Source organism: Shimia sp., from assembly GCF_022448905.1.
Lineage (GTDB): Bacteria > Pseudomonadota > Alphaproteobacteria > Rhodobacterales > Rhodobacteraceae > Shimia.
Window position 1 is genome coordinate 64,151 of record NZ_JAKVCW010000010.1, and the last position, 26,640, is coordinate 90,790.

Consider the following 26,640-nt stretch of genomic DNA (forward strand, 5'->3'; position numbering starts at 1 on the left):
GGCGTGGCCTCGTTGGTGATTTACGCAGTACCAAATACTGTAGACAGCCCACCCTAAAGCGCCTCGTGTCCACAAATCACCGAACCTTGTCTTTGGCAAAGCTCCCCCAAACTCTGTCCTCTTCGCAAAATGCAATCTCCGCATTCGCCGCCATCTCTTGTCTGTAGCCACAACGCGAGGACAGACATGAAAAGGATGAAAAACTACCTACAAAGACAATCTTGGTGGGGCGATCTGAGGGTCGCCCTTGTGTTTTTAACAATTGCAGCAGGCGGCGCTTTATTGGTGCTCAAGTCATTTCCAAATACTTTGGCCACCGCGCCATAGCGCCAAGGGAACCCGGCACGTCGCCCCTACACCGGCACCTGTAGCCCAGCCTTCACCCGATCAATCACCACATTGCTGTGAAACCTGCGGATGTTGGGATTGTCGTTGAACACCCGGCGACTGAACTCCTCATAAGCGGTCATATCCGGCGCGGTGACCACCAGAATAAAGTCGGCCTGACCGGTGACGTAGTAGCACTGCTGCACATCATCGAGCTTGAGCATCGAGCGGCGGAACTCATCCAGCAGGTCCGTGCGCTCGCGCTCCATCTCTACCTCCACCACAAAGGTCATGGGCCGCCCCACCGCCTTGGCAGAAACCACGGCAATATCCGCCTCCACAATCCCCTCGTCGCGAAACCGCTTAAGCCGCCGTTGTACCGCAGAGCGCGAGATACCCGCAATCTCGCCCAACTCATCCGCCGTCAGCCGGTTGTTCTTCTGAATGGCGGTGAGCAGACGGCGGTCGATTTCGTCGAGATTTTCGGTCATCTGTATTTCTTTGGTGAGAACTAAGGGCAATTCGCTCATCTAAGGGCAATTTCAGAACATTTTGCCCAAATCTTTGCGCTAGCATTTGGCTCTAAACCCTCTCCTGTCAACCCTGCACAGCCCATTGCCTTTCCCCGCAACCCCGCCCACTCTGGTCAACAAAGAAGCTTCAGTTGGACCCACGCCATGCCTTTCACTTTCGAGAACCACCACAATGTTGTCTTTGGCGACTGTGATCCGGCGGGCATTGTCTACTACCCCAACATCTACCGCTGGATGGACGGCACGTTTCAGCGCTTCCTGCAGCAATACGGCGGCCACGCCGCAGTTTGTGAACACCTCGACGCCGTGGGACTTGGACTGATGGAAACCCATGCCAAATACCGCCGTCCGCTTAAGGATGGCGACGCGCTGACCATCCGCATGGAAATTGCCGAGTGGTCCGCCAAATCTTACCGGGTGATCCATCGCGGTTATGTTGTCGATGATTTGGCCTTTGAAGGCACCGAGGTCCGTGCGCTGTTTGAACAGCGCGACGGTCGCATGCGGGCAGGGGAGGTCACCCGCCTCAAATCCCTTCTGATGTCTCACTCAGAGCCCTGACCCCCTGCGCCACTAGCAAAGGCAGCTTATGACCGAAACACTTCATAATCCCCACCGCGGCACCGGCCTGCCGACCCGCCAATCTGACACGATGCCCAGCCGCGATGCCGCCGCCGTTGCAAAGTTGCTCGCCCTGTGCCCGGCTCATGCAGAAACCCCACTGCGCGACATGACAGACCTCGCCGCCACATTGGGCGTGCACAGCTTCCACATCAAAGATGAACGCTCCCGGATGGGACTTGGCTCTTTCAAAGCCCTTGGCGCCGCTTACGCCATCGCTTTTGACGCAGCCCGCACGGCCCCTACCGACTGGGCCACCGCCTTGACCGGCCGCACCTATGTCACCGCCTCGGCGGGCAACCACGGCATGTCCGTCGCCGCTGGCGCGCGGGTGTTTGGCGCCAAGGCCGTGATCTACCTGTCCCACACCGTGCCAAAAGCCTTTGGCAAACGTCTGGAAGCCCAAGGCGCCTCAGTGGCCTGGGCCGGAGATAACTACGAGGCCAGCATGGAGGCTGCAGCGCAAGCCGCCAAGGACAACGGCTGGACGTTGCTGTCCGACAGCACTTGGGCCGGCTATGAGGACAGTGGCTACCGCGTCATGGAGGGCTATCTGCAAATGGCCTCTGAAGCTGCCACGCAAATCCCTGCGCCACCCACGCATATCTTCTTGCAGGCGGGCGTAGGTGGTCTCGCCGCCGCTGTCGCCGCCTTTGCCCGCGTCACGTGGGGCGACGCACCGCAGATCACCGTGGTCGAACCCGAAGCCGCCCCCGCGCTCATTGAATCCGTCCGCGCAGGCCAATTGGTCGACACCACCGGACCTGTGTCCGACATGGGGCGACTGGATTGCAAAACCGCCTCCATGGTCGCGTTCAACGGTCTTGCCATGGATGCGGACAGCTTTGTGACCATCTCCGAACAAGAGGCGCAGGACGCAGTGGGCGCGCTCAAATCCCACGGCATCGCCAGCACGCCTTCCGGTGTGGCCGGTGTTGCCGCCGCGCTCCTGAAACGCCCCGATCTGCCGTCTGACGCCCGCATCCTGTGCTTCGTCTCCGAAGGTCCCGAAGATGCTTGATCGTGGTTTCCCACCGGAAAAGTTCCGCACCCGCGTCACCCGCCTGCAATCCGCCATGGCAGACGCAGGCGAAACAGCACTCCTGCTGACGTCGCAGGCTGACATCTTCTACACCACCGGCTTCCTCACCCGCTTCTGGGAAAGCCCCGCCCGCCCGTGGTTTGTGATCGTCCCGGCGCAAGGCGACCCCATCGCCGTGATTCCCTCCATCGGCGCGGACCTGATGTCCAAAACCTGGGTAACCGACATCCGCACCTGGGACGCGCCTTGTCCCGGAGACGACGGCGTCAGCCTGCTCACCCAAACCCTTGCTGACATCGTGCCCGAGACTGGCACCATCGGCCTACCCATGGGCCTCGAAACCCACCTGCGCATGCCGTTGGGGGATTACCTTCAACTCACCAACAACCTCGCCCCGCGCCGTTTCGTTGATGCGACCAACACGGTGCAACGCACCCGCGAAATCAAATCTGATGGCGAAGTCGCCAAAATCCGCGCCGCCTGCGCCGTGGCCGACCGCGCCTTCTCTCGCATTTCCGAATACGCCTCCGAAAACACCTCTCATGGACAGGTCTTCCGAGACTTTCAGCGTATTTTGCTTGAGGAAGGCGCCGATTGGGTCAGCTACACCGCAGGCGGCGCAGGGCAGGGCGGTTACGGCGATGTGATCTCCCCGGCGACAGATCAACGCCTCACCGCAGGCGACATCTTGATGCTCGACACCGGCGCGGTGCTGGACGGCTACTTCTGCGACTTTGACCGCAACTTCGCCATCACCCAGGCCGACGCCGCCGCCAAACGCGCCTATGATCAGCTCTATCAAGCCACCGACCACGTGCTTGCCACGCTACGGCCCGGTCACAAGGCGAGCGATGTGCACGCCATGTTTGTCGACAGCCTGACCAAGCAAGGCGCCACCCCTGGCAGTGGCCGTCTCGGCCACGGCCTTGGCATCACGCTCACGGAATGGCCCAGCTTCACGCCGCATGACCACACCGAACTGCGCGCGGGTATGGTGCTCACGCTGGAACCGAGCGTCGAGATCGCGCCCGGCCTGTTTCAGGTGCACGAAGAAAACATCGTCCTGCGCGCGGATGGTCCGGAGCTCCTCTCCTCCCGTGCCGCCGCATCCCTGCCCATTCTGAGGTAACGCCCATGGAGACCGTCCCTTTCACCCTTGGCACCCCGGCGTCCGGCCGGGCCGCCTTGGGCCTGATTGTGCTCAAGTTTGACGAAACGCTGGAACAGGACTTCCGCCGACTGTTCCCGTCCCGTGATCTCTCAATTTACACCAGCCGCGTGCCCTCTGACTCAGAAGTCACCCAAGACACGCTGCTGGAAATGTCCAAAACCCTGCCAGCCAGCGCATCCCTTTTCCCACCCGCAGCAAACTTCGACGTCGTAGGCTATGGCTGCACGTCCGGCACCACCATGATTGGCGCCGATAAAGTGGCCGAGCTTGTCAAACAAGGCGTACAAACGCCTGCCGTGACCGATCCACTGACCGCCGCCATCGCCGCCTGTCACGCGCTGGGGATCACCCGCCTTGGCATGGTCACGCCCTATGTCGAAAGCGTCTCCCTGCCGGTCAAACAAGCCTTTGAGGCCGCAGGCATTGCCGTGCCACATCTGGTGTCTTTTGGCGAAGCCGGGGAGGAAAACGTCGCCCGCATCGATACGGCTTCTGTGAAAGCCGCCGCCCTGCAGGTGGGCCATCTAGGCGTCGATGCGATCTTCCTCAGCTGCACCAACCTGCAAACACTGGATGTGATCGACAGCCTAGAGGCCGACCTCGACAAACCGGTGTTTGGCAGCAACCTCGCGCTTGCCTGGCATATGGCACAGCTCTCCGGTGCCAAACTGGCCGCCAACGCGCCGGGCCGTTTGCTGAAACGCTAAAAACGTCTCCTCTCTGTCGGTATCAGGCCTGCCGCAATGCCACGCCTTGCGCAGGCTGATCTCAACAACAGGGAGACTGGCCATGAAAATCGGCTTCATCGGATTGGGCAATGTTGGCGGTAAGCTGTCCGGCAGCCTGCTGCGCAACGGCAAAGACCTCTATGTACACGACCTCAACCCCGATTTGGTGGCAGAGAAGGTCGCCGCAGGGGCCAAGCCCGTGTCCAGCCCCGCCGAAATGATGCGCCTCTGTGATGCGGTCATCACCTGCCTGCCATCGCCCGCCGCTTCTGATGCGGTCATGCAAGAGATGCTGCCCGAGGTCACCGAGGGCAAAATCTGGATGGAGATGTCCACCACCGATGAGGCCGAAGTCAAACGCCTCGGCGCGCTGGTGATCGCCCGTGGCGGCGCAGCTGTGGACTGCCCTGTCTCCGGCGGCTGTCACCGCGCCGACACCGGCAATATCGCCATCTTTGCAGGCTGTGACCGGGCCACATTTGAGCGCATCCTGCCGCTGCTGACCACCATGGGCCGCCGCATCCTGCACACCGGTCCGCTTGGCTCCGCTTCCGTGCTCAAGGTTGTGACCAACTACCTCGCAACCGCGCACCTTGTGGCCTCCGCCGAGGCACTCACCACCTGCAAAGCGGCGGGTATGGATCTCAACACCGCCTATGAGGCGATCCGCATCAGCTCCGGCAATTCCTTCAGCCACGAAACTGAGAGCCAAGTCATCCTGAATGGCTCGCGCGACATCTCCTTCACCATGGATCTGGTCAAAAAGGACATCGGCCTATTCCAAGACGTCGCCGACAGGGCAGGGGTGCCGCTGGAACTCAACCCGCTGATGGTCTCGATGTTTGACGACGCCATCGCCCGCTTTGGCGAACGCGAACTCAGTCCCAACATCATCAAACGGCTGGAAGAGGCCACAGGCCTGTCTGTTCTCGCGCCCGGCTTCCCGCCGGAGATGGTCGACGATGAGCCTGAGGAACCTGGTTACGAGGTGATCCCTAAAGGGCGGTAACACGCCGGTTTTATTGAGCGCCGTTCTGCGCCATGTTCTTTGCGTGGTAGCAACAGGAGCCGCTAGACCAAATGCTTAAGGACCTGTGGCAGTTTCTCAGCAGCTTGTTTGCCTCAACTGGCGCGGGCAAGCAGGCGTCTGCGTCGTCCAAAGTGGTGCCGCAGGTCGAAATCTTAAAGCTGTGGCAAAAGCAAAGCGGCGCGGGCGGTCCCTCGCTTTGGGCGGAGGTCCACAACCCAAGTGCGCAGGATTTGGTTTTTGGCGACCTGATGTTGCTCCTGATGTACTCGGCGCACCCCGGTGGCGGTTTGATGCAGGGCGGGCATGCCACCATGGCGCTGACCATTTCGCTGCCGCAAAGCGCCACACTGCCCATTCCCGCACATCAAACTACAATCCTGCGCCTTTATGGACCAGGAGATGTTGTGGAAATTGCACCGCCAAAGGCTCGAACCGATGCGCGGCTCAACACGGTGTTGGCGCACGACCATCTGCGGTTTGTGGCTGCCATTCAGGCCGAAGGGCATCTGCTGGGAGCCTTGACCGTTGACCCGCAGGCCACATGGCTTGAACTGCGCGTCCCTGATCGACGTCGGCGCGATGTCAATGCCGGGCGCATGTTGCGACATGACCGCTACAAGCGTCCATCGATGCGATAATCAGGCCTGAGGGTGTCACGCAACGCCCGCCGCCTTAACCTTTGCACGCAACAAAACGCACCTCCGCAAAACAGTCGTGATACCGATAGAATACCGACGTGAATTCGGGGCCAAAATAGAGAGGTTAACTCACGCCTTCGGGTGGGTCTTGTTATAGACTTCCATCAACCGCGCCGAATCGACTTGGGTGTAGGCCTGCGTCGTTGACAAGGACGCATGGCCCAAGAGTTCCTGAATGGCGCGTAAGTCCCCGCCAGCGCTCAATAAATGCGTAGCAAAGCTGTGTCGCATCGCATGAGGCGTGGCGCTTGCTGGCAGGCCCAGCTGCTGCCGCGTTTGCTGCATAACCTTCTGAACTTGTCGTGGATTAAGCGCCCCGCCGCGCACCCCGCGAAACAACGGGAGATCTTCGCTAAGTGCATGAGGGCAAAGGCGAATATACCGCGAAACTGCATCCCGCGCCGCGTCGATCACAGGCACGATCCGCTCTTTGCCCCCTTTGCCGACAATACGCAGCGCGTTGGGCAAAGGCACGTCCGCGCCGGTTAAACCCAAGGCCTCAGAAATCCGCAGGCCGCAGCCATAAAGCATTGATATCACGGCGATATCACGCGCGCCGACCCAATCTTCCTGTGACTGAAACTCCACCGTTTCAATCACTTCTTTGGCGGCATCCTCGCTCAACGGGCGGGGCAGTTTGGCCTGAAACTTCGGCGCACGTGTGGCCAGAACCGCCGTCGGATCACAGCCTTCCTTTTCGGCTAACCACCGGTAAAAACTCTTTACAGACGAGAGCTTACGCGCCAACGACCGCGATGAAATCCCACTGGATCGGGCGCTCGCCATCCAGCTGCGCATGTCCGGCACGCCCAGTTCCATCAAAGGCGCCAGCCCCTGCTGGTCCCCCTTGTGCAGGGTCATAAACGTCAGGAATTCAATTAGGTCCCGCTGATAGGCCGCAACCGTGTTATCAGAAGCGCCTTGCAACGCCATTTTGTGGGCCAGAAAGCGCTCGACTGCATCACTGGCCGCCGCGCTGATCATGGGCGGCTCACGCCAGCCAACGGCGCATCGCCCGTTCAAACACTCCAGCAAAAAACGCCAGTAGATCAGTGCCTTGCTGTGGTGTGAACTGATGCGGGTCTTCTGCGCCCATCACCAACAAACCGGGCAATCGGCCGGTGCCAAGGTCCAGCTTCAGGCAGGCTTCTGAGCGGATCCAGTCGGCATCCTCACCATAGACCACCGAACCCCCACCCTGCACCTGGCGCAACGTCACCTGCCGCTGTGGTATATTACGTCCACCGGTCAAATACTCTTCCACAAACCCAGGAGCCGCTGTCGACAAAACATCTCCCAACCGCGCGATATTTGCGTCGCCTTCGGTCTCTGCCTCGGTTTCCAGAACCAAGCGCACCGCGTCCACGCGCAAAATATCGGCCACTTCGCCGCCCAAATCGTGCAGGAAGCCTTCAAATTCCACCGGATCGAGCATCCGCAGAATGGCGCGATGCACCTGATTGGTGCCCGCAAGATTGTCGTAAGCGGCGGCAATCACGCTGCGATGTGTGTCTTCCAGCCGGTCCAAACGCGCCTCAAGCCGCTCCATGGCGATGCCGCGCAAGTCCACAATGTTGCCACCCATGGTTTTTTCATTGGCGGCAATCAACGCCCGCATCAAATCCCGGTCTTCCAGAATTACATCGGGTTGCGAGATGATTTTCTCGCGCATGTCATCTTCGATTTTTGGAGTGCTGCTCATGTCGTCGCCATTTTTGGTCGTTGCGGCAACCTTATCAGAGCGTTTCAACAAATGCCGCAACTTTTTTGCTATGCAGCGCAGTGGCCGCGGGCTTAAGCCGGCGGCGTCATTTGGCCACAAATATCCCGGGGGAGGCCTGCCAACGGCAGGGCGGGGGCAGCGCCCCCATCCTCACTGTTTTAACCGCTCAGAGACTTTTGGCTTTTTCGCGCAAGGCAAACTTCTGAATCTTGCCCGTGGAGGTCTTAGGCAACTCGCCAAACACGACCTTCTTGGGGGTCTTAAATCCCGCAAGGTGTTCTCGGGCAAAGGAAATCACCTCTTTCTCCTCCGCCGACTGCCCATCCAGCAACTCGACAAAGGCACACGGCACCTCGCCCCATTTCTCATCTGGTTTGGCCACCACCGCTGCCAGGTTCACCGCAGGGTGGTGCATCAACACACCTTCCACTTCGACCGAGCTGATGTTCTCACCACCGGAGATGATGATGTCCTTGGCCCGGTCGGTGATCTGCACATAGCTGTCCGGATGCTGCACCGCGATATCGCCGGAGTGGAAGTAGCCGCCTTCAAAAGCTGCCTTGGTGGCTTCCGGATTCTTCAAGTAGCCTTTCATCACCGCGTTGCCGCGGATCATGATTTCGCCATCTGCGGCCCCGTCCATGGGGATCTGCGCCATCTTGTCGTCCATCACCGTGATGTCGTCCATAAATGGCATGGCGACGCCTTGGCGGGCTTTGATCGCCGCGCGGTCATGGCCTTGCAGATCGTCCCAGCGGGTCTCATCCCAAAGACATTCTGTGGCTGGCCCATAGACTTCGGTCAGCCCATAGACCTGCGTGATGTGAAAGCCCATCGGCTCGATTTTGGCCAATGTGGCCGGGGCCGGGGGGGCGCCGGCGGTGAAGACTTCCACCACATGGCCGAACTCTCTGCGCTGCTCTTCCGGTGCATTGACCAGCATGTTCAACACGATAGGGGCCCCACCAAAGTGGGTCACACCCTCGTCGGCAATCGCGTCGAAGATCGCCGGTGCCGTGATGTCGCGGCAACAGACAATGGTGCCGCCGACCATGGGCATCATCCATGTGTGGCACCAGCCGTTGCAGTGAAACAGAGGCACAATTGTCAGGTAGACCGGATGTAAGGTCATGCGCCAGCTCAGCACCTGTCCCATGGCGTTTAGATAAGCGCCCCGGTGGTGATACACCACGCCTTTTGGCTTGCCCGTGGTGCCGGAGGTGTAGTTGAGCGCGATGCTCTCCCACTCGTCTTGAGGCATGATCCAGTCAAACGCCAGATCGCTTTGGGCCAACAGATCCTCATAGGTCTGATGGCGTCCGGAGGCTGGAAATCCTGCTTCCGGGGCAGCCACCTCGATTAGCGTGGGTGCGGCTGAGCTCATCGCGGCGCAGGCCGCCTCGGCAAGCTCCAGGAAAGCGCTGTCTACCAACACCACTTTGGCTTCGCCATGCTCAAAGATGTAAGTGACCGTGGCGACATCCAGACGGATGTTGATCGCGTTGAGCACAGCCCCGCAGGCGGGCACACCAAAATGCGCCTCGCAAGCTGTCGGTGTGTTGGGAAGCAAGGTTGCAACCACGTCGCCGGGTTTTACCCCCAACTCAACAAGGCCGCAGGCCAATTGGCTGCACCGGGCGTGATACTCACGGTAAGTGCGACGAATCTCGCCATCCACCAAGGCGGGGCGGTTCGGGAAGATTGTTGCCGCTCGTTTCAGTCCGGACAGCGGGGACAAAGGCACATAATTAGCCGCGCATTTTTCCAATCCGGTTTCATCTGACATCCAGCCCATTGGCGAACCCTCCCAAAAAGTCTTGCCAGCACTCTCGTAGATGTTGTTTCAAAAGGGAAGTCGGTAATAATACGCACGCTTCGACGGCATTGTTGAAACAATCATGCGCTATGAGCGACCGACTTAAAGATGGGGCGCACCTAAGGGGCAAACCCGTTGGCAAGGGAAGGCTGTTTCAAATTTCAATCATTTTGAGCCTACTCACAGTTGAACTAAATGCCAAGTAGACCGCTGAAACTGTTTACGAATTGTATAGGCGCAGCCGCAAAATATGATCCAAGCGTTTCCCAAACTTAGTGGCGAAACAGTATGAGTGTTTTTCGGACCCCGTCCTTGGTGGAATAGATGGTGGTAACAATTCGTGACAAAGCTAGGCTGGCTTTAGCAGCCAGGCGCCGCCACTCAAACGTGCGGCCGGTAATCACAACCACGGGTAGTGGGTTTGTGGCGGGTACCCGTGTGGTCACGCCCGGTGGGTGGGCCACCGTGGACAGCTTGCATGTCGGTGATGAAGTGCTCACATTTGATGCCGGATTTCAGCGCGTTACGGCTTTGGCGACCGACCCGATATTCAGCCATGAGCACGTGACCCCACGCCAGCTGTGGCCGATTTTTGTCCCTGCCGGTTCTTTGGAAAACAGGCGTGATCTCTTGGTGCAACCGGGGGAAGGGGTTCTCGTTGAAAGCCCGTCGGTACGCGACAAATGGGGCGATCCTTACGCGGTCATCCCTGGCGCGGCCTTGGAGGTTCTGGATGGGACCTACCGCGTGGAACCTGCCACACCTCTTAAGGCCGTTCTACCGGCATTTGCCGAAGATCAGATGGTGTTTGTCAACGGCGGGGCGCTGCTGTTTTCCCAGTGCATTTGGGGCGTGCGTGCCGGTGTGCGGCCACGCTTTGGGCGGGCGGCGAACTACAACATGGTGCCGGTACAAACAGCCATGACCATGCTGGAAAGCGGCGCGGTGCGGAATGTGTCTGTGAAGCCAGAGATGATGCTGGCCGCAGCGTAGAAAGGGCACAAAAGAAAAACGCCCGATAGCGATTGCTCCCGGGCGTTTCTTGTTTTGTGAGGGGTGCTTAGGCTGCGGCTTTGGCCTGTGGACCAAAGCGGCCATAGAAGGTCTCGCCTTTGTCCGCCATCTCACGCAGCAATGGCGGGCAAGCAAACCGGTCGCCAAACTTCTGTGCCAATTGGTCGCAACGTTCAGCTGCCCAAGCGGCGCCAACGATGTCGAGCCAACTGAACGGGCCGCCGGACCATGGCATGAAGCCCCAGCCCAAGATCGCGCCCACGTCACCTTCACGAATGTCTTCCAGCACACCCGCTTCCAGCGCGCGCACGGCTTCCAGTACCTGGGCAAAGATCAGACGGTGCTGCACTTCGATCAGGTCAGGTTGCTCTTCCAGTAGCGGGAACTTCTCGTTGAAGCCGGTCCAGTAGTCGCCGCGCTTGCCCTTTTCGTCATAGTCAAAGAAGCCCGCTTTCGCTTTGCGGCCCAAACGACCTTCTTCAACCATCCAGAAGGTCACGTCATCCGCGACGGACTTCGGATAGGCGTCGCCCATCGCAGCCATAGTGGCTTTGGCGATTTTGGCGCCGAGGTCCAAGGAGGTCTCGTCCACCAGCTGGATTGGTCCCACTGGGAAGCCTAGAAGCTGCGCCGCGTGGTCCAGAAGCGGACGGCCCACACCTTCACCGGCCATCATCACACCTTCGTTGATGTAAGGAATGATGCAGCGGTTGGCGTAGAAGAAGCGCTCGTCGTTCACAACAATTGGCGTCTTGCGGATCTGACGCACATAGTCGAGCGCTTTGGCCACCGCGCGGTCGCCGGTTTCTTTGCCTTTGATGATCTCCACCAGCGCCATTTTCTCCACTGGGGAGAAGAAGTGGATGCCGATGAATTGCTCTTTGCGTACAGAAGCTTCGGCCAAACCGGTGATTGGCAGGGTGGAGGTATTGGAGGCAAAGATCGCATCCTCAGGGATGATCGCCTCAACCTTCTTGGTCATTTCGGCTTTCACGCCCACATCTTCGAACACCGCTTCGATGATCAAGTCAACGTCAGACAGGTTGTCCAGATCGGTGGTGGCGTTGATGCGGCCCAGCATGGCCTCTTTCTTCTCTGCCGTGACCTTGCCGCGCTTGATGCCCTTGTCGAGATAGGTCTCGGAGTAGGCTTTGCCGCGATCGGCTGCTTCTTGGCTGGTGTCGATCAGCACAACGTCCATGCCGGCCTGCGCAGAGACCAGCGCGATGCCTGCGCCCATCATACCCGCGCCCAGAACGCCGACTTTCTTGACGGACTGATCCGGAACGTCTGGACGGTTTGCGCCTTTCTCCAGTGCTTCTTTGTTGATGAACAAAGACTGGATCATCGCCGAAGACGACGGGTTCATCAGCACATTCACAAACCAGCGCGCTTCGATCTTTAGCGCAGTGTCAAACGGCACCTGTGCACCTTCATAGGCCGCAGACAGCAGAGCCTTGGCTGCAGGGTACACGCCCCAAGTATTGCCGTTCACCATCGCCGACGCGCCAGCGTAGGTCATGAAGCCTGCTGGGTGGTACGGTTCACCACCTGGCATTTTGTAGCCTTTGGCATCCCATGGCTTCAGGATGTCTTTGTCGGTGGCCGACAGAACCCACTCTGTCGCGGCGGCGACTGGATCGTCCACCACTTCATGGATGATGCCTGCGGCTTTGGCTTTCTTCGGATCAACCATCTTGCCTTGCAGCAAGAACGGCGAGGCTGCCATAGCGCCCATCATGCGAATGAAACGTGTGGTGCCACCCATGCCCGGGAAGATGCCAACCATGATTTCCGGCAGGCCAATTTTGGCCTTTGGGTTGTCCGCTGCAAAGATGCGGTGGGTTGCCAAAGGCAGTTCCAGGCCAATGCCAAGCGCGGTGCCGGGCAGCGCGGAGGCAATCGGCTTGCCGCCTTTGTTGGTTTTTGGGTCCATGCCCGCACGCTCGATTTTGCGCAGGAATTTGTGGCCCATCATGGTGAAGTCAAACAGCGCCTGCGCAGGCTCGTCACCGGCATCCGCGCGGATGGAACCAAGCACATTCAGGTCCATGCCACCGGCAAAAGTGTCTTTGCCAGAGGTAATTACCGCGCCTTTGATGTCGTCGTTGCCGAGCACCTCGTCAATGCAGGCTTCCAAGTCGCCAAAGGCCTCCCGGCTCAGCACGTTCATCGATTTGGACTTCACGTCCCAGGTGATGATGGCGACACCGTTGTCGCCGACTTTCATTGTGAAATCAGTCATGTCTCTTATCCTAATGTCAGCCGGTTACACGCGTTCGATGATGGTGGCCGCGCCCATGCCGGACGCGATGCAGAGGGTGGCCAGACCGGTTTCTTTGTCCTGGCGCTCCAGCTCGTCCAGCAAGGTGCCGATGATTATGGCACCGGTTGCGCCCAGCGGGTGGCCCATGGCGATCGAGCCGCCGTTCACGTTCACCAGAGCTGGATCAACGTCAAACGCTTGCTGGAAGCGCATCACAACAGAGGCGAAGGCTTCGTTGACTTCGAACAGGTCGATGTCGCTGATTGCCATACCCGCGTCTTTCAGGATTTTCTGGGTGGCAGGCACTGGACCGGTCAGCATGATGGTTGGGTCCAGCCCAATTTTGCAGGTCTGTTTGATCACCGCACGTGGCTTGATGCCGTATTTCTCACCAAACTCTTTGTTGCCGATCAATACGCCAGCAGAGCCATCCACGATACCGGAAGAGTTCCCAGCGTGGTGGATGTGGTTGATTTTCTCAAGATGCGGGTACTTCATGATCGCCAGCTTATCAAAGCCTGGCATCACTTCGCCTTGCTCTTTGAACGCAGGCTTCAGACCACCAAGGGACTGCATGTCCGTACCCGGACGCATGTATTCGTCTTTGTCCAAAATGGTCAGACCGTTGATGTCTTTCACAGCGACGATGGACTTGTCGAACCGACCTTCATCCCACGCCTGCGCGGCGCGGCGCTGAGATTCCACCGCCAGTTCGTCGGCTTGATCACGGGTGAAACCATATTCGGTGGCGATGATGTCCGCCGAGATACCCTGTGGGACAAAATACATGTCCATGGCCACGGATGGGTCGACTGCGATGGCTGCCCCGTCAGAGCCCATCGGTACGCGGCCCATCATCTCGACACCACCGGCGATATAGGCGTCGCCTGCGCCGCCTTTGACCTGGTTGGCCGCGAGGTTTACGGCTTCCATGCCCGATGCGCAGAAGCGGTTGATCGACAGGCCTGGAATGATTTCGTCTAGGTCAGACGCCAACACGGCGGTCCGCGCGAGGCAGCCACCTTGTTCTTTCACCTGGGTCACGTTGCCCCAGATCACGTCTTCAACGGCGTGGCCTTCTAGGCCGTTGCGCTCTTTCAGGCTGTTCAGAACTGTTTTGGACAAGGCAACGGAAGTCACCTCGTGGAGGCTGCCATCTTTGCGGCCTTTGCCGCGCGGCGTGCGCACAGCGTCATAGATATAGGCTTCGGTCATTGTGGTCTCCTATTATCAGGCGAGATCAGGCGCGGTCCGCGGGGGAGCCGGGCATCAGGTCGTAGGGGTGTTTCCACCCCGGTGTGTCGGAAATATTGGTCAGCCAGCGGTCAATGTTGGACCACTCGGTACGGTCAAAGCCAAAGGGCTCTGGGTAGTAGAGGTAAGAACAGCAAGTTAGGTCTGCGTTGGTCAGGCCGTCGCCCACAATCCAATCACGTCCCTCAAGATGCTTGTTCAGAATGTCATAAGCGCCTTTGAGGCGGCCTTGGTTGAAGGCAATCACCTCTTTGGGCTGTTTGTCTTTTGGCATGAAGTTGATCAGGAAACGGGTCATGCCTGCAAACGAGCTGAGCTTGTGGTTGTCCCAGAACTGCCAGCGCAAGATTTCACGGCGCTCATTGTTGTCGCGCCCCGCAAATTTCCCGGTTTTCTCGGAAATGTAGTCCTGAATGACCGAGGACTGCGTCAGGCTAAAGTCGCCATCCACCAGCACAGGCGCTTCGCCCATCTCATTGACGTTTTGGCGGTATTCATCGGAGCGGGTTTCGCCCGCAAAAAAGTCTACCTTTACTGGTTCCCAGTCGAGGCCCGAAAGTTCCAATGCCAGCGCAGCCTTGTAGGAATGGCCGCTTTCTCCAAAACAGTAGAGTTTGATTGTCATGCCGTCCTCCCCTTGGCAAATTTTTGCGCGGGTTTGATCACCGCTTGCGGTCGTCCAAAGTCGCGTTGAACTGGCGCAAGCGATGCGCCAGTTGGTCGTCGTCTGTTACAGCGTCGAAGTTCTCAAATATAAACGACAGCGCCTCACCTTCGTCTAGACCTGCTTCCGTCGCGAAACTGCGCAGCTTGCGATACCCATCCTCTGTCATGGCAACAGGGAAGCGGCGGGTCAGTCGAAAACGTTTGGGCATCTGTCCTCCAGAATGACGCCGGAAAATGAGGGGAGGGCGGGGAGGTCCCCGCCCAACCGGATCAGAACTGGTCTGCGGCCAGAGCCATTACGGTGTCGCCACCGGACTGGATGCGCGCCAAGTGCATCCCCGTCGCTGGCAGACGACGCGCCATGTAGTAGCGGCCGGTGGTCAGCTTGGTTTCGTAGAAGTCTTTGTCTCCTGCGCCGGATGCCAGCGCTGCGTTGGCAGCTTTGGCCATCTGCGCCCACATCAGGCCGAGGCAGACGTGGCCGAACAGGTGCATGAAGTCGTTGGAACCAGACAGCGCATCGTTCGGGTTCTTCATGCCTGCCTGCATGAAGTACATGCCCGCTGCCTGCAGATCCTTGGAGGCTTGCTTGAGCGGACCAACAAAATCCTTCAGCGCTTCGTCTTCGCCGTTTTCTTTGCAGAAGCTTTTAACCAATTCAAAGAAGGCCATAACGTGCTTGCCGCCGTCGGCCGCGAGTTTACGCCCTACAAGGTCAAGCGCCTGAACGCCGTTGGCGCCTTCGTAGATCATCGCGATACGGGCATCGCGGGTGAATTGGCTCATGCCCCATTCTTCGATATAGCCGTGACCGCCGTAAACCTGCTGAGCTTTGACAGTCATGTCGTAGCCTTCGTCGGTCAGGAAGCCTTTGATCACCGGAGTCAGCAAGGAGATCAGCCCGTCTGCGTCTTTGTCCCCTTTGCGGTGCGCTTCATCCAACATGGTGGCGCCCCAGAGGATGAACGCACGCGCGCCTTCCACGAAGGATTTCTGGTCCATGAGCGAGCGACGGATATCCGGGTGAACAATCAGAGGATCAGCCGGGCCATCTGGGTTTTCAACACCGGTCACGGCACGGCCCTGCAGGCGGTCCTTGGCATAGGCCAGGGCGTTCTGGTAGGCGACCTCAGCCTGTGCCAATCCCTGCATGCCCACACCCAGACGGGCTTCGTTCATCATGGTGAACATGGCACGCATGCCTTTGTTCAAATCGCCAATCAGGTACCCTTCGGCGTCGTCATAGTTCAGCACGCAGGTGGAGTTGCCATGGATGCCCATCTTTTCTTCGATGCTGCCCACGGTCACGCCGTTGCGGGCACCGATGTTGCCTTCGTCATCCACCAGGAACTTTGGCACGATGAAGAGAGACACGCCTTTGATGCCTTGCGGGCCGCCCGGCACTTTGGCCAGCACGAGGTGCACAATGTTGTCGGCCATGTCGTGGTCGCCAGCGGAGATAAAGATCTTCTGACCGGAGATTTTGTAGGTGCCGTTGTCCTGCGGCTCCGCTTTGGTGCGCATCAAGCCCAGATCTGTACCGCAGTGTGGCTCAGTCAGGTTCATGGTGCCGGTCCACTCACAGGAAACCATCTTCGGCAGCCACTTGTTTTTCTGCTCGTCGGTACCGTGCGCAAGGATCGCCGCCGCCGCACCGTGGGTCAGACCCTGGTACATGGTAAAGGCCTGGTTGGAGGCGGAGAACATTTCGCCCACCGCGGTTCCCAGCACCTGTGGCATATTCTGGCCGCCGTACTCTTCCGGCATATCCAAACCGGTCCAGCCGCCTTCTTTCACTTGCTCAAACGCGTTTTTAAAGCCGGTTGGCGTGTAAACCACACCATTTTCCAGACGGCAGCCTTCGTGATCACCGACCACGTTGAGCGGGGACAGCACTTCTCCGGTCAGCTTGCCGGCCTCTTCCAAAACAGCGGAGGTAAAGTCGGCTTCTAGGTCGCTATAACCTGGAATATCGGCGTTGGAGACGTTCAGCATATCGTGCAGCACAAACTGCAGGTCTTTTACAGGCGCGGTATAGGTCGGCATAAGGGGTTCCCTTTTGGATGATCCGAGACGGAATTTGTCTGTCGCCGCTTATTGCGCGGCGTCTTTCTGGTTTGCGAGGTCGGCGAGGAACTGTTCGCCCCATTTGAGCTGTTCGCGCAGATCGTCGATCGCTTCGTTTAGCTCGTCGCGTTGCTCTTCCATGTCCTTGAGGCGGTGTTGTGCCACCTCATAGGTGCGTTGCAGCTGGGTCGCTTGCTGATCGCCCATGTCATAGAGGTCGAGCAGCTGACGGATTTCCTCGAGAGAAAAGCCAAAGCGTTTGCCACGCAGGATCAGTTTGAGACGGGCGCGGTCACGTTTGGTAAACAAACGCTTTTGGCCCTCGCGAATGGGGAACAAAAGTTCCTTGGACTCGTAAAAACGCAGGGTGCGAGGGGTGACGTCATAGGCATCACACATCTCACGAATGGTCATCGTTTCTTCGCTCATCATTGCGTCCTTTCTTACCGGAAGGTGGGTACAAAATGGGCTTCGGGAACTGAGTTACTATACAGCTTGACGTTAACGTAAGTAAGACGTCACGTCACATTTTGAAGTGACGTAGGATCAATTTTTTCTGCTTAGGCGGACTCTTGCGCACCACGCGCCGCGCTGCGGTCGCAAAACAAAAGGCGCCTCGATGGGCGCCTTTACGGGATTAAACTTGCTGGGAAGCTCAGTTTGCTTTGGTCAGGAAGCCTGCGGTTTCATCCCGCAGTTCTTTGAGTTCGCGCATCGCTTCATCCAACTGTTGGCGCTGTTCTTCCAGCTCCGCCATCTGGCGGTCTGCCATCTCCACAAAGGCCTGCATCTGCGCCGAGGTGCCGTCGTTTTCGTAAATCAACAGCCACTGGCGGATGTCTTCAAGCTTAATGCCAAAGCGGCGCCCGCGCATGATCAGGGTCATCCGGGCAATCTCTCGCGGGCCAAAAAATCGGCTGCGTCCTTCACGCTCCGGCTGCAAAAGTTCGATATACTCATAGTAACGCAACGTCCTTGGTGTGACGTCGAATCGTGCGCACATTTCCTTAAAAGACAGGCGAGTATCAGACATTTGCGGGGCCTCCTTAGGCGCGAAACTTAGTTTGCATCTGCAGCAAGGGCAACCGCCCCCTTGAAGCCTATGTCAAATGACGCTCATAAATGGGCCAATACAATCGGAGGGCGGGCATGGAACCGGACAAGGCAAAAATGGCGGAGCATTTTATTAATGCGATTCCCCATTGCAAGGCGTTGAACATGCGGCTGACCGACATTGGTGCAGGCAAGGCTGAGATGGAGTTGCCTTACGACAGTAAGATTGTCGGTGATCCTGAAACCGGTGTTTTGCATGGCGGCGCAGTGTCAGCCTTGATGGACACCTGTTGTGGTGCGGCGGCGATGTGCCATCCGTCGTCTCCCTCCGGCACGGCCACGATTGATCTGCGGATCGACTACATGCGCGCAGCAACACCGGGTCAAAATGTGCGGACCAAAGCGGAGTGCTACCACATCACGCGATCTGTCGCCTTCGTGCGGGCCACGGCCTTTGATGATGACGACAGCCGCCCCGTGGCCACGGCCACCGGCGCATTCACTGTGCAGAGGAAGTAACCATGCCGCGTCCACGTCCAGAACCTGTTCAGGTGGTGAAGCAACGCCGCGACGCCGCGCTTTCTGCGCTTGTACATGGTGTGCCATATATCAATTTCCTCGGCATCGAGTTTGAGCGTCGTGGCGACGAACTTACCGCGATTTTGCCATTTGATAACAAGTTGATTGGCAACCCGCTTTTGCCTGCCATTCACGGTGGCGTAACAGCGGGCTTTCTTGAGACCACAGCGGTCATTGGTCTGGCGTGGTCCGGCCTCTGGGATGACATTGAAAGTGGTCAGATTTCCATGGAAAGCCTGACCGAAGGCCATCTGCCACGCCTACCCAAAACCATCGACTTTACCGTGGACTACCTCCGTTCCGGCCTGCCGCGCGATGCTTATGCCCGTGCGCGGGTCAACCGTTCCGGTCGTCGTTACGCCTCGGTGCATGTCGAAGCGTGGCAGGATCAGCGCGATGTGTTGTTTGCACAGGCCACCGGCCATTTTTTGATGCCGTCCAAGGATGACTGATACGCCGCAAGCTGGCGGAGTCGGCGACATCACCCATCGGCGCATCTTGCACACGGCGCTGCCGATTGTTCTGTCCAATGCTACTGTGCCCATCCTGGGGGCGGTGGATACAGGCGTTGTCGGGCAGATGGGGGATGCTGCACCCATTGGGGCCGTGGGCATCGGCGCAGTTATTCTTGCTGGTCTCTACTGGATCTTTGGCTTCCTTCGGATGGGCACCACTGGCCTAACCGCGCGCGCGAAAGGCGAGGGGCGTTACGGCGAGGTGGCTGCGATGCTGACTCGTGCCGTACTGATCGGTGTGGCGGCGGGGCTGCTGCTGATCCTGGGGCAAGTCTGGCTATTTCGTGCCGCGTTTTGGTTATCACCAGCGTCCCCTGAGGTGGAAACGCTCGCGCGCCAATATTTGCAAATCCGCATTTGGTCTGCGCCGGCGGCCATTTCGATTTACGGCTTGACCGGTTGGCTGATTGCGCAGGAGCGTACAAAGGCGGTGTTGGTCATTCAGCTATGGATGAACAGCGTGAATATCGTACTCGACCTTTGGTTTGTCCTGGGGCTCGGTTGGGGTGTGGAGGGCGTGGCGATTGCTACTGTCTTTGCTGAGGTGACAGGCTGCGCCTTGGCGGTATGGTTGTGCCGCGATGTCTTTCAAAACCCTGCGTGGATGGAAAAAGCGCGTGTGTTGGATCGTACCGCCCTGCGTGAAATGGCTGGCGTAAATGGCGACATTCTGCTGCGGTCTTTGATGTTGCAAGCGATTTTCATGTCATTTCTGTTCCTTGGCGCTGACTTTGGGGATGACACATTGGCCGCCAATCAGGTGTTGTTGCAGTTCTTGTACATCACCGCACATGCGCTCGACGGGTTTGCCTTTGCGGTGGAAACGCTTGCCGGACAAGCATTTGGCGGCAAGGACCGTGCAGGCCTTCGACGCGCAACCTACATGGCATCGATATGGGCTGTGATTGGGTCGGTGCTCATTGCCGCAATCTACTGGATTTTTGGTGGATTGATCATCGATGTAATGACCACCTCTGAGGCATTGCGCTCTTTGGCGCGTGATTTCCTGCCCTGGGTGGTGCTCTCGCCGCTGTTGGGGGTGGCACCCTTCATGTTGGACGGTGTTTTTATCGGGGCCACGCAAACCAAAGACATGCGCAACATGATGCTGCTGTCGACGGTGATCTATTTCGTGGCGCTGGCGCTGTTGGTGCCGTTTTGGGGCAATCACGGGCTGTGGGTAGCCTTGATGGTGAGCTTTGTGGCGCGGGGTGCAACCTTGGCCGTGCGTTATCCAGCCTTGGAGGCGCGCGCGGCGCGGTGATCTTAAGCTTCTGAGACACCTTTGAGATTCTTCAGGGCGGCATGGTTTCATGTCGCCCTTTTTCGTGGCTGCGGAACAGTGCGCGCGAAATTTTCTTGATCCAGCCTCCGACTCGGTCTAGTTATTGAACAACTGTTCAATAACCTGAGGAGATGCCCCATGTTCATGCACACGATGAATTTTGATCTGGGCGAAGACGTCAACGCGTTGCGCGAGATGGTGCATCGCTTTGCGCAGGAGCGCATCAAGCCGATGGCTGCGGACATCGATCTGAAAAATGAATTCCCCAACGAACTCTGGAAAGAGTTTGGCGATCTGGGTCTGCTGGGTGTGACCGTGCCCGAAGAGTACGGCGGGGCAGGCATGTCCTATCTGGCGCATGTGATTGCGGTCGAAGAGATCGCCCGCGCGTCGGCTTCTGTGTCGCTGTCTTATGGCGCGCATTCCAACCTCTGCGTGAACCAGATCAAACTCAACGGCAATGACGAGCAGAAAGCAAAATATCTGCCGCGCCTGATTTCCGGCGAGCATGTTGGTGCGCTGGCAATGTCCGAACCCTCCGCAGGGTCTGACGTGGTGTCGATGAAGTTGCGCGCAGAAAAGCGCAATGATCGCTTTGTGTTGAACGGCAACAAATACTGGATCACCAACGGCCCAGACGCAGACACACTGGTTGTGTATGCCAAAACTGATCCAGACGCGGGTCCACGCGGCATCACTGCCTTCCTGATTGAGAAAGAGATGAAGGGGTTCTCTACCTCTCCACATTTCGACAAGCTGGGTATGCGTGGTTCCAATACTGCCGAACTGATCTTCGAAGACGTTGAAGTGCCGTTTGAGAACATCCTCGGTGAAGAAGGCAAAGGTGTCGCGGTTCTGATGTCCGGTCTGGACTATGAACGCGTTGTTCTGGCAGGCATCGGCACCGGCATCATCGCAGCCTGTTTGGACGAAATCATGCCATACATGGTAGAGCGTAAACAGTTTGGTCAGTCCATTGGCAACTTCCAACTGATGCAAGGCAAAATCGCCGACATGTATACCGCGATGAACTCCGCGCGCGCCTATGTCTATGAATGTGCCAAAGCCTGTGACGAAGGCCGGATCACCCGTCAGGATGCTGCGGCTTGCTGCCTCTATGCCTCCGAAGTTGCCATGACCCAAGCGCACCAAGCGGTGCAGGCCATGGGTGGCGCAGGCTACCTGTCCGACAACCCTGTGGGCCGGATCTTCCGCGATGCCAAGCTGATGGAAATCGGCGCGGGCACCAGCGAGATCCGCCGCATGTTGATTGGCCGCGAGCTGATGGCTGCGCAGGCGTAAGGGCTCTGAAGCGCCAATTTGCCTTGTGGGGTTGGGCGGGAACACCCTTCTCGCTTACCCTCAAGGCAAATCAGCGTTTTGAAAGGCATTTAACCATGTGGAAGATTTTGGCATTTACGGCAGGCGTGGCCATTGGCAGTGCGGCGTTCGCGGAGAGTGGGCCGGGTTTCTCTCCCGTCGCTACCGAAGCCTGCCTGGCGGCAATGACAGACAGCCAAGACCCAACCACATGTATCGGCAGTTCCGCCAATCACTGCATGGAGACCACCGAGGGTGGCTGGTCCACCTACGGCATGAGCCAATGCCTTGATCAGGAGCGGGACTATTGGGATCAGCGTCTCAATGCCGCTTACAAGGCGGTACGCGCGTCACGGAAGGCCACAGACAAAGAAATGGCGGACCTGGGCTCGGCCGCGCCGTCTCAAGGCGACGCCCTCAAGAACATGCAACGCGCCTGGATCGCCTATCGCGACGCCACCTGTGATTACGAACGCTCGCTCTGGGGCGGCGGCACGGGTGGTGGCCCGGCCACGGTGAGTTGCCTGATGTATATGACCGCCGAACAGGCGCTCTATCTGGAAGCGGATGGGCTGGTGGAGTGAGATCACACACCACGCCTTTCACAAGAATGGGATACGACAATGAGTAAGTTGCAATCCAAGGTGATCACTTCGTCCGAGGATTTCGCCGCCAATCGCGCAGCACATCTTCAGATGATTGACGATGTGCGTCAGGTGGCGGAAGCAGCCCGCATGGGCGGTGGCGAGAAGTCCCGCGCGCGTCATGAAAGCCGCGGCAAAATGCTGCCCCGCCGGCGCGTGGCAGGTTTGCTTGACCCTGGTTCTCCGTTTCTGGAAGTTGGCGCCACGGCGGCCCATGGCATGTATGACGGAGCAGCGCCTTGTGCCGGTGTCGTGGCCGGGATCGGCCGGGTGCACGGGCAAGAGGTCATGGTGGTGTGCAACGACGCCACCGTGAAGGGCGGAACCTACTACCCGATGACTGTGAAAAAGCACCTGCGCGCGCAAGAGATTGCAGAGCAGAACAATCTGCCGTGTGTCTATCTGGTGGACAGTGGCGGCGCCAACCTGCCGCAACAAGACGAGGTTTTTCCGGATCGCGATCACTTTGGCCGCATATTCTTTAACCAGGCAAACATGTCTGCCAAAGGCATCCCTCAGATCGCCGTGGTGATGGGTTCTTGTACGGCAGGCGGCGCTTATGTGCCTGCCATGTCTGATGTGACTATCATTGTGAAAGAGCAGGGCACCATCTTCCTCGCAGGCCCGCCGCTGGTGAAAGCGGCGACTGGTGAAGTTGTGAGTGCAGAGGACCTTGGTGGCGGCGATGTGCACACACGCTTGTCCGGTGTGGCCGACTATCTGGCAGATGACGATGCCCATGCATTGGCCCTAGCGCGGGATGCGCTCAAGCATCTCAACCGCACCAAGCCACAGACCGTAGATTGGCAGACGCCAGAAGAACCCGCCTACGACCCAGAGGAGATTCTTGGCGTGGTGCCCGGAGGCTTGCGAACGCCTTATGACATCCGCGAAGTTATCGCACGTGTGGTAGACGGATCCCGGTTTGATGAATTTAAGAAACGCTTTGGAGAAACGCTGGTCTGTGGCTTTGCTCATGTGAACGGCTGCCCTGTCGGCATCATCGCCAACAACGGCGTGCTCTATTCCGAAAGCGCTGCCAAAGGCGCCCATTTTGTCGAGCTGTGCTCTCAACGCGGCATCCCGCTGGTGTTCCTGCAAAACATCACCGGCTTTATGGTGGGGAAGAAATACGAGGCCGAAGGCATCGCGCGCCACGGTGCCAAAATGGTGACCGCAGTGGCCACCACCAAAGTGCCAAAAATCACCATGCTGGTTGGCGGTTCCTTTGGCGCAGGCAACTACGGTATGGCCGGTCGCGCTTACTCTCCGCGGTTCCTGTGGAGCTGGCCCAACAGCCGCATTTCCGTGATGGGTGGCGAACAGGCAGCGGGTGTTCTCGCAACGGTTAAGCGCGATGCCATTGAGCGCCAGGGCGGCGAATGGTCGGCTGAAGAAGAAGCCGCCTTCAAACAGCCCACGCTGGACATGTTCGAAGAACAAAGCCACCCGCTCTACGCTTCAGCACGCCTCTGGGACGATGGCATTGTCGACCCACGCAAAACCCGCGACGTGCTGCACCTGAGCCTAACGGCTTCTCTCAACGCACCAATCGAGGAGACCAAGTTCGGCGTGTTCCGGATATAATCTTCTCTTGGCCCAAAATATCCCCGGGGGTCCGGGGGCAGGCAGCCCCCGGTCCGACGTCTCAACACAAAGGACCGCCCGATGTTTGAAAAAATCCTGATTGCTAACCGTGGCGAGATTGCCTGCCGCGTGATGGAAACTGCCCGTGCGATGGGCGTGAAAACCGTTGCTGTGTATTCTGATGCGGACGCGACCGCGAAACATGTCGCGCTGGCGGATCAAGCCGTGCATATTGGGGGCGCAGCGCCAGCCGACAGCTATCTCAAAGGCGATGTGATCATCCAGGCCGCGCTGGACACCGGCGCGCAGGGCATCCACCCCGGCTACGGCTTTCTCTCCGAAAACCCGGAGTTTGTGGAGGCGGTTGAAGCTGCTGGCCTGACCTTCATTGGTCCCTCCGCCAAAGCCATTCGTGCTATGGGCCTCAAAGACGCCGCCAAAGCCCTGATGGAAGAGGCAAATGTGCCGGTTGTGCCGGGCTATCATGGCGACAATCAGGACGGCGCGTTTTTGACCGAGCAAGCTGAGGTCATCGGTTATCCGGTGCTGATCAAAGCCGTCGCAGGCGGCGGCGGCAAAGGTATGCGCCTTGTTGAGAACTCCGCCGACTTCGCCGACGCGCTGGCCTCAGCTCAAGGCGAGGCCACCACGGCCTTTGGCAACCCCGATGTATTGATCGAAAAATATGTTACCAGCCCACGCCACATCGAAGTGCAGGTCTTTGGTGACGGTGAAAAGGCCGTGCATCTGTTTGAGCGGGACTGTTCTCTGCAACGCCGCCACCAGAAAGTCATCGAAGAAGCCCCGGCGCCGGGTATGACCGAGGAAATGCGCGCAGCAATGGGGGATGCCGCCGTACGTGCGGCTGAGGCGATCAACTACAAAGGCGCAGGCACCATTGAGTTTATCGTGGACGGCTCCAACGGTCTTCGCCCAGACGGCTTCTGGTTTATGGAAATGAACACCCGCTTGCAGGTGGAGCACCCGGTCACTGAGGCGATCACTGGTGTTGATCTGGTCGAATGGCAACTGCGCGTCGCGTCTGGCGAACCACTGCCAAAACAGCAGGAAGAGTTGACCATCACCGGACATTCGTTTGAAGCGCGTATCTATGCCGAAGATGTGCCCAAAGGCTTCCTGCCCGCCACCGGCACGCTCTCGCATCTGGAGTTCCCGGCAGCGGCTCGGATCGACAGCGGCGTGCGGTCCGGGGACACCATCAGCCCGTGGTACGACCCGATGATTGCCAAGCTGGTGGTACATGGATCAACCCGTGAGATCGCCCTCAAACAGCTGGAACGCGCGCTGCGCTGGACGGATGTGGGCGGCACCGTGACCAACGTGAGCTTTCTGGCGTTGCTGGCGGCGCAGCCCAACTTTGTGGCGGGTGACGTAGACACAGGCTTGATTGAGCGCCACATTGATGCGCTGGCTGTGCAACCGTCGGCCTGCACCAAGGCGCGCTCGGTGGCGGCGCTGACAGCTTTGGGATTGAGGCCTCTGGGTGGATCTGCGCCAGCCGAAACGCTGGTTCTGTGGTCTCCACTGACGCACAGCGTGTCCCTGATCCACAACGAAGAGCGTATCGACGTAGATGTGCGTGTGAACGGTACAGGCAACTACAGCGTTCAGGTTGGCGAGGCGGAACACATCGTCACCTACAAAGGTGGCAGCTGGTGGGTCGACACCACCAAAGTGCCTGCGCGCACCGCGCAGAACGGCGACGAGCTGACCGTGTTTTGGGGCAACGGCTATCGCTTCACGGTGGTCGATCCGCTGGATCGAGAAGATGAAGGCGGGGCAGGCGGAAACGTGATTGCCGCACCGATGCCAGGCCTGGTCAAAGCGATTTTTGCAGAAGCCGGCCAAGCGGTGCGCGAAGGCGATCGCCTGGCCATTCTGGAAGCCATGAAAATGGAGCATTCTCTGCTTGCACCGCGCGATGGTGTCGTGGCGGATGTTTTGGCCACCGCGGGTGCGCAAGTTGAGGATGGCACCGCCCTGATCCTTCTGGAAGAAGACGAGGCATGAGCGCGGTTCTGCATTCCATTGCGGGCAGCCGCTCCTTTCGCGTGAACTGGCTGTTGCATGAGCTGGGCGAAGCGGTGGAGATTGTGCCGTATCAGATCATGGACGGTTCACTGCAACAGCCCGCATTCAAAGCCATGTCGCCTGCCCGGCGTGTGCCCGCTTTGGAGATCGACGGACGGGTGCTCTATGAAAGCGGTGCGATCGTGCAGTACCTCTGCGAAACCCGTGAGGGGCATGACTTAAAGCCAGAGGTTGGCAGCGAGGAACGGGCTGACTGGCTGCAATGGATGCATTACGCAGAGACCATCGCGGCGGGCATTCAGAACCTCAACATGCAGCATCTGTTCCTGCCCAAAGACTGGATGAAGTCCCCCACTGTGATGGGGATCGAAACCAAACGGCTGGCAATTGCTTTGAAAGCTGTTGAGGGCGCGTTGGGTGACGGGCGGCAGTTTCTATTGGCGAGCGGGTTTTCGGCTGCAGACGTGATGATGGGTTTCACACTGGAAAGCGCCAGCCGCTATGTGCGGTTTGACGGCTACCCGTTGACCACGGCCTATCTGCGCCGGATCGAAGCGCGTCCGGCCTATCAGGCTGCGCAGGCCGCTGAAGGGGTACAGCAATTTTACACGCAAGACTTCTATGACTTGCTGGAGCAGGGGGCGTGACC

General features: G+C 58.6%; 26 protein-coding genes. 15 read left to right on the forward strand and 11 right to left on the reverse strand.

What is annotated here, in order from left to right; translation table 11 throughout:
- Positions 1 to 353: 353 nt before the first annotated feature.
- On the reverse strand, positions 354 to 857 hold the full coding sequence (locus MK208_RS13360; RefSeq protein ID WP_294117293.1) for an Lrp/AsnC family transcriptional regulator: 504 nt from the start codon (positions 855 to 857) through the stop codon (positions 354 to 356).
- Between the two features lie 147 nt (positions 858 to 1,004).
- Between MK208_RS13360 and MK208_RS13365 the strand changes: the two genes are divergently transcribed.
- The 6 genes from MK208_RS13365 (at position 1,005) to MK208_RS13390 (ending at position 6,090) form a co-directional block, all read left to right on the forward strand.
- Complete coding sequence (locus MK208_RS13365; protein WP_294117296.1) at positions 1,005 to 1,421, forward strand: acyl-CoA thioesterase; 417 nt, start codon at positions 1,005 to 1,007, stop codon at positions 1,419 to 1,421.
- Positions 1,422 to 1,449: 28 nt separating this feature from the next.
- Positions 1,450 to 2,502 (forward strand): pyridoxal-phosphate dependent enzyme, encoded by a 1,053-nt coding sequence (locus tag MK208_RS13370; protein ID WP_294117299.1) that lies wholly within the window; start codon positions 1,450 to 1,452, stop codon positions 2,500 to 2,502.
- Complete coding sequence (locus tag MK208_RS13375; protein WP_294117302.1) at positions 2,495 to 3,652, forward strand: Xaa-Pro peptidase family protein; 1,158 nt, start codon at positions 2,495 to 2,497, stop codon at positions 3,650 to 3,652. Before MK208_RS13370 ends, MK208_RS13375 begins: the two co-directional genes overlap by 8 nt.
- 5 nt (positions 3,653 to 3,657) lie before the next feature.
- On the forward strand, positions 3,658 to 4,401 hold the full coding sequence (locus MK208_RS13380) for an Asp/Glu racemase (protein ID WP_294117304.1): 744 nt from the start codon (positions 3,658 to 3,660) through the stop codon (positions 4,399 to 4,401).
- Positions 4,402 to 4,483: 82 nt separating this feature from the next.
- The gene (locus MK208_RS13385; RefSeq protein WP_294117305.1) at positions 4,484 to 5,431 is read left to right on the forward strand and encodes an NAD(P)-dependent oxidoreductase; all 948 of its coding nucleotides are present in this window, start codon (positions 4,484 to 4,486) and stop codon (positions 5,429 to 5,431) included.
- Positions 5,432 to 5,502: 71 nt separating this feature from the next.
- Positions 5,503 to 6,090: a hypothetical protein gene (locus MK208_RS13390; RefSeq protein ID WP_294117307.1), complete on the forward strand. Its 588-nt coding sequence runs from the start codon at positions 5,503 to 5,505 to the stop codon at positions 6,088 to 6,090.
- 129 nt (positions 6,091 to 6,219) lie between these two features.
- On the opposite strand, the gene MK208_RS13395 is transcribed toward MK208_RS13390, so the two are convergent.
- The 3 genes from MK208_RS13395 to MK208_RS13405 all read right to left on the reverse strand — a co-directional run bounded on the left by MK208_RS13395 (position 6,220) and on the right by MK208_RS13405 (position 9,668).
- Complete coding sequence (locus MK208_RS13395) at positions 6,220 to 7,134, reverse strand: tyrosine recombinase XerC (RefSeq protein ID WP_294117308.1); 915 nt, start codon at positions 7,132 to 7,134, stop codon at positions 6,220 to 6,222.
- 7 nt (positions 7,135 to 7,141) lie between these two features.
- Positions 7,142 to 7,852 carry a DUF484 family protein gene (locus MK208_RS13400; RefSeq protein ID WP_294117310.1) on the reverse strand — a complete coding sequence of 237 codons (711 nt, stop codon included), beginning with the start codon at positions 7,850 to 7,852 and terminating at the stop codon, positions 7,142 to 7,144.
- A 187-nt stretch (positions 7,853 to 8,039) separates the two neighbouring features.
- Positions 8,040 to 9,668, reverse strand: a complete 1,629-nt coding sequence (locus MK208_RS13405) for an AMP-binding protein (protein ID WP_294117313.1) — start codon at positions 9,666 to 9,668, stop codon at positions 8,040 to 8,042.
- 408 nt (positions 9,669 to 10,076) lie between these two features.
- Here MK208_RS13405 and MK208_RS13410 point away from each other — a divergent pair, with 408 nt between their 5' ends.
- Positions 10,077 to 10,682, forward strand: coding sequence for a Hint domain-containing protein (locus tag MK208_RS13410; protein ID WP_294117315.1), 606 nt, complete (start codon positions 10,077 to 10,079; stop codon positions 10,680 to 10,682).
- 67 nt (positions 10,683 to 10,749) lie between these two features.
- On the opposite strand, the gene MK208_RS13415 is transcribed toward MK208_RS13410, so the two are convergent.
- The 7 genes from MK208_RS13415 to MK208_RS13445 all read right to left on the reverse strand — a co-directional run bounded on the left by MK208_RS13415 (position 10,750) and on the right by MK208_RS13445 (position 17,989).
- Positions 10,750 to 12,948 carry a 3-hydroxyacyl-CoA dehydrogenase NAD-binding domain-containing protein gene (locus MK208_RS13415; RefSeq protein ID WP_294117317.1) on the reverse strand — a complete coding sequence of 733 codons (2,199 nt, stop codon included), beginning with the start codon at positions 12,946 to 12,948 and terminating at the stop codon, positions 10,750 to 10,752.
- Positions 12,949 to 12,972: 24 nt separating this feature from the next.
- The gene (locus MK208_RS13420) at positions 12,973 to 14,184 is read right to left on the reverse strand and encodes an acetyl-CoA C-acetyltransferase (RefSeq protein ID WP_294117320.1); all 1,212 of its coding nucleotides are present in this window, start codon (positions 14,182 to 14,184) and stop codon (positions 12,973 to 12,975) included.
- A gap of 25 nt (positions 14,185 to 14,209) precedes the next feature.
- Positions 14,210 to 14,848, reverse strand: a complete 639-nt coding sequence (locus MK208_RS13425) for a glutathione S-transferase family protein (RefSeq protein WP_294117322.1) — start codon at positions 14,846 to 14,848, stop codon at positions 14,210 to 14,212.
- Positions 14,849 to 14,885: 37 nt separating this feature from the next.
- Positions 14,886 to 15,098 carry a hypothetical protein gene (locus MK208_RS13430; protein ID WP_294117323.1) on the reverse strand — a complete coding sequence of 71 codons (213 nt, stop codon included), beginning with the start codon at positions 15,096 to 15,098 and terminating at the stop codon, positions 14,886 to 14,888.
- Positions 15,099 to 15,159: 61 nt separating this feature from the next.
- The gene (locus tag MK208_RS13435; RefSeq protein WP_294117325.1) at positions 15,160 to 16,935 is read right to left on the reverse strand and encodes an acyl-CoA dehydrogenase C-terminal domain-containing protein; all 1,776 of its coding nucleotides are present in this window, start codon (positions 16,933 to 16,935) and stop codon (positions 15,160 to 15,162) included.
- A 48-nt stretch (positions 16,936 to 16,983) separates the two neighbouring features.
- Entirely contained in the window at positions 16,984 to 17,385 is a 402-nt protein-coding gene (locus MK208_RS13440) for a MerR family DNA-binding transcriptional regulator (protein ID WP_294117327.1), read from the reverse strand.
- A 226-nt stretch (positions 17,386 to 17,611) separates the two neighbouring features.
- Positions 17,612 to 17,989: a MerR family DNA-binding transcriptional regulator gene (locus MK208_RS13445; RefSeq protein ID WP_294117328.1), complete on the reverse strand. Its 378-nt coding sequence runs from the start codon at positions 17,987 to 17,989 to the stop codon at positions 17,612 to 17,614.
- Positions 17,990 to 18,105: 116 nt separating this feature from the next.
- On the opposite strand from MK208_RS13445, the gene MK208_RS13450 reads away from it, so the two are divergent.
- The 8 genes from MK208_RS13450 (at position 18,106) to MK208_RS13485 (ending at position 26,638) form a co-directional block, all read left to right on the forward strand.
- Positions 18,106 to 18,528 carry a PaaI family thioesterase gene (locus MK208_RS13450; RefSeq protein ID WP_294117329.1) on the forward strand — a complete coding sequence of 141 codons (423 nt, stop codon included), beginning with the start codon at positions 18,106 to 18,108 and terminating at the stop codon, positions 18,526 to 18,528.
- Between the two features lie 2 nt (positions 18,529 to 18,530).
- Positions 18,531 to 19,040 carry a PaaI family thioesterase gene (locus tag MK208_RS13455; RefSeq protein ID WP_294117331.1) on the forward strand — a complete coding sequence of 170 codons (510 nt, stop codon included), beginning with the start codon at positions 18,531 to 18,533 and terminating at the stop codon, positions 19,038 to 19,040.
- A complete protein-coding gene (locus tag MK208_RS13460; protein ID WP_294117333.1) occupies positions 19,033 to 20,367 on the forward strand; it encodes an MATE family efflux transporter in 1,335 nt (444 codons plus the stop codon). The genes MK208_RS13455 and MK208_RS13460 overlap by 8 nt, the downstream gene beginning before the upstream one ends.
- A gap of 159 nt (positions 20,368 to 20,526) precedes the next feature.
- Positions 20,527 to 21,690 (forward strand): isovaleryl-CoA dehydrogenase, encoded by a 1,164-nt coding sequence (locus MK208_RS13465; protein WP_294117335.1) that lies wholly within the window; start codon positions 20,527 to 20,529, stop codon positions 21,688 to 21,690.
- A 95-nt stretch (positions 21,691 to 21,785) separates the two neighbouring features.
- Positions 21,786 to 22,292, forward strand: a complete 507-nt coding sequence (locus tag MK208_RS13470) for a lysozyme inhibitor LprI family protein (RefSeq protein WP_294117336.1) — start codon at positions 21,786 to 21,788, stop codon at positions 22,290 to 22,292.
- 39 nt (positions 22,293 to 22,331) lie between these two features.
- The gene (locus MK208_RS13475; RefSeq protein WP_294117339.1) at positions 22,332 to 23,939 is read left to right on the forward strand and encodes a carboxyl transferase domain-containing protein; all 1,608 of its coding nucleotides are present in this window, start codon (positions 22,332 to 22,334) and stop codon (positions 23,937 to 23,939) included.
- Positions 23,940 to 24,020: 81 nt separating this feature from the next.
- Positions 24,021 to 25,970, forward strand: coding sequence for an acetyl/propionyl/methylcrotonyl-CoA carboxylase subunit alpha (locus MK208_RS13480; RefSeq protein ID WP_294117341.1), 1,950 nt, complete (start codon positions 24,021 to 24,023; stop codon positions 25,968 to 25,970).
- On the forward strand, positions 25,967 to 26,638 hold the full coding sequence (locus tag MK208_RS13485; protein WP_294117343.1) for a glutathione S-transferase family protein: 672 nt from the start codon (positions 25,967 to 25,969) through the stop codon (positions 26,636 to 26,638). The genes MK208_RS13480 and MK208_RS13485 overlap by 4 nt, the downstream gene beginning before the upstream one ends.
- Positions 26,639 to 26,640 lie beyond the last annotated feature (2 nt).

Coding starts and splice junctions, on each gene's coding strand:
- MK208_RS13360 (WP_294117293.1), bottom strand. CDS start 857: ATGAGCGAATTGCCCTTAGTTCTCACCAAAGAAATACAGATGACCGAA.
- MK208_RS13365 (WP_294117296.1), top strand. CDS start 1,005: ATGCCTTTCACTTTCGAGAACCACCACAATGTTGTCTTTGGCGACTGT.
- MK208_RS13370 (WP_294117299.1), top strand. CDS start 1,450: ATGACCGAAACACTTCATAATCCCCACCGCGGCACCGGCCTGCCGACC.
- MK208_RS13375 (WP_294117302.1), top strand. CDS start 2,495: ATGCTTGATCGTGGTTTCCCACCGGAAAAGTTCCGCACCCGCGTCACC.
- MK208_RS13380 (WP_294117304.1), top strand. CDS start 3,658: ATGGAGACCGTCCCTTTCACCCTTGGCACCCCGGCGTCCGGCCGGGCC.
- MK208_RS13385 (WP_294117305.1), top strand. CDS start 4,484: ATGAAAATCGGCTTCATCGGATTGGGCAATGTTGGCGGTAAGCTGTCC.
- MK208_RS13390 (WP_294117307.1), top strand. CDS start 5,503: ATGCTTAAGGACCTGTGGCAGTTTCTCAGCAGCTTGTTTGCCTCAACT.
- MK208_RS13395 (WP_294117308.1), bottom strand. CDS start 7,134: ATGATCAGCGCGGCGGCCAGTGATGCAGTCGAGCGCTTTCTGGCCCAC.
- MK208_RS13400 (WP_294117310.1), bottom strand. CDS start 7,852: ATGAGCAGCACTCCAAAAATCGAAGATGACATGCGCGAGAAAATCATC.
- MK208_RS13405 (WP_294117313.1), bottom strand. CDS start 9,668: ATGGGCTGGATGTCAGATGAAACCGGATTGGAAAAATGCGCGGCTAAT.
- MK208_RS13415 (WP_294117317.1), bottom strand. CDS start 12,948: ATGACTGATTTCACAATGAAAGTCGGCGACAACGGTGTCGCCATCATC.
- MK208_RS13420 (WP_294117320.1), bottom strand. CDS start 14,184: ATGACCGAAGCCTATATCTATGACGCTGTGCGCACGCCGCGCGGCAAA.
- MK208_RS13425 (WP_294117322.1), bottom strand. CDS start 14,848: ATGACAATCAAACTCTACTGTTTTGGAGAAAGCGGCCATTCCTACAAG.
- MK208_RS13430 (WP_294117323.1), bottom strand. CDS start 15,098: ATGCCCAAACGTTTTCGACTGACCCGCCGCTTCCCTGTTGCCATGACA.
- MK208_RS13435 (WP_294117325.1), bottom strand. CDS start 16,935: ATGCCGACCTATACCGCGCCTGTAAAAGACCTGCAGTTTGTGCTGCAC.
- MK208_RS13440 (WP_294117327.1), bottom strand. CDS start 17,385: ATGAGCGAAGAAACGATGACCATTCGTGAGATGTGTGATGCCTATGAC.
- MK208_RS13445 (WP_294117328.1), bottom strand. CDS start 17,989: ATGTCTGATACTCGCCTGTCTTTTAAGGAAATGTGCGCACGATTCGAC.
- MK208_RS13450 (WP_294117329.1), top strand. CDS start 18,106: ATGGAACCGGACAAGGCAAAAATGGCGGAGCATTTTATTAATGCGATT.
- MK208_RS13455 (WP_294117331.1), top strand. CDS start 18,531: ATGCCGCGTCCACGTCCAGAACCTGTTCAGGTGGTGAAGCAACGCCGC.
- MK208_RS13460 (WP_294117333.1), top strand. CDS start 19,033: ATGACTGATACGCCGCAAGCTGGCGGAGTCGGCGACATCACCCATCGG.
- MK208_RS13465 (WP_294117335.1), top strand. CDS start 20,527: ATGTTCATGCACACGATGAATTTTGATCTGGGCGAAGACGTCAACGCG.
- MK208_RS13470 (WP_294117336.1), top strand. CDS start 21,786: ATGTGGAAGATTTTGGCATTTACGGCAGGCGTGGCCATTGGCAGTGCG.
- MK208_RS13475 (WP_294117339.1), top strand. CDS start 22,332: ATGAGTAAGTTGCAATCCAAGGTGATCACTTCGTCCGAGGATTTCGCC.
- MK208_RS13480 (WP_294117341.1), top strand. CDS start 24,021: ATGTTTGAAAAAATCCTGATTGCTAACCGTGGCGAGATTGCCTGCCGC.
- MK208_RS13485 (WP_294117343.1), top strand. CDS start 25,967: ATGAGCGCGGTTCTGCATTCCATTGCGGGCAGCCGCTCCTTTCGCGTG.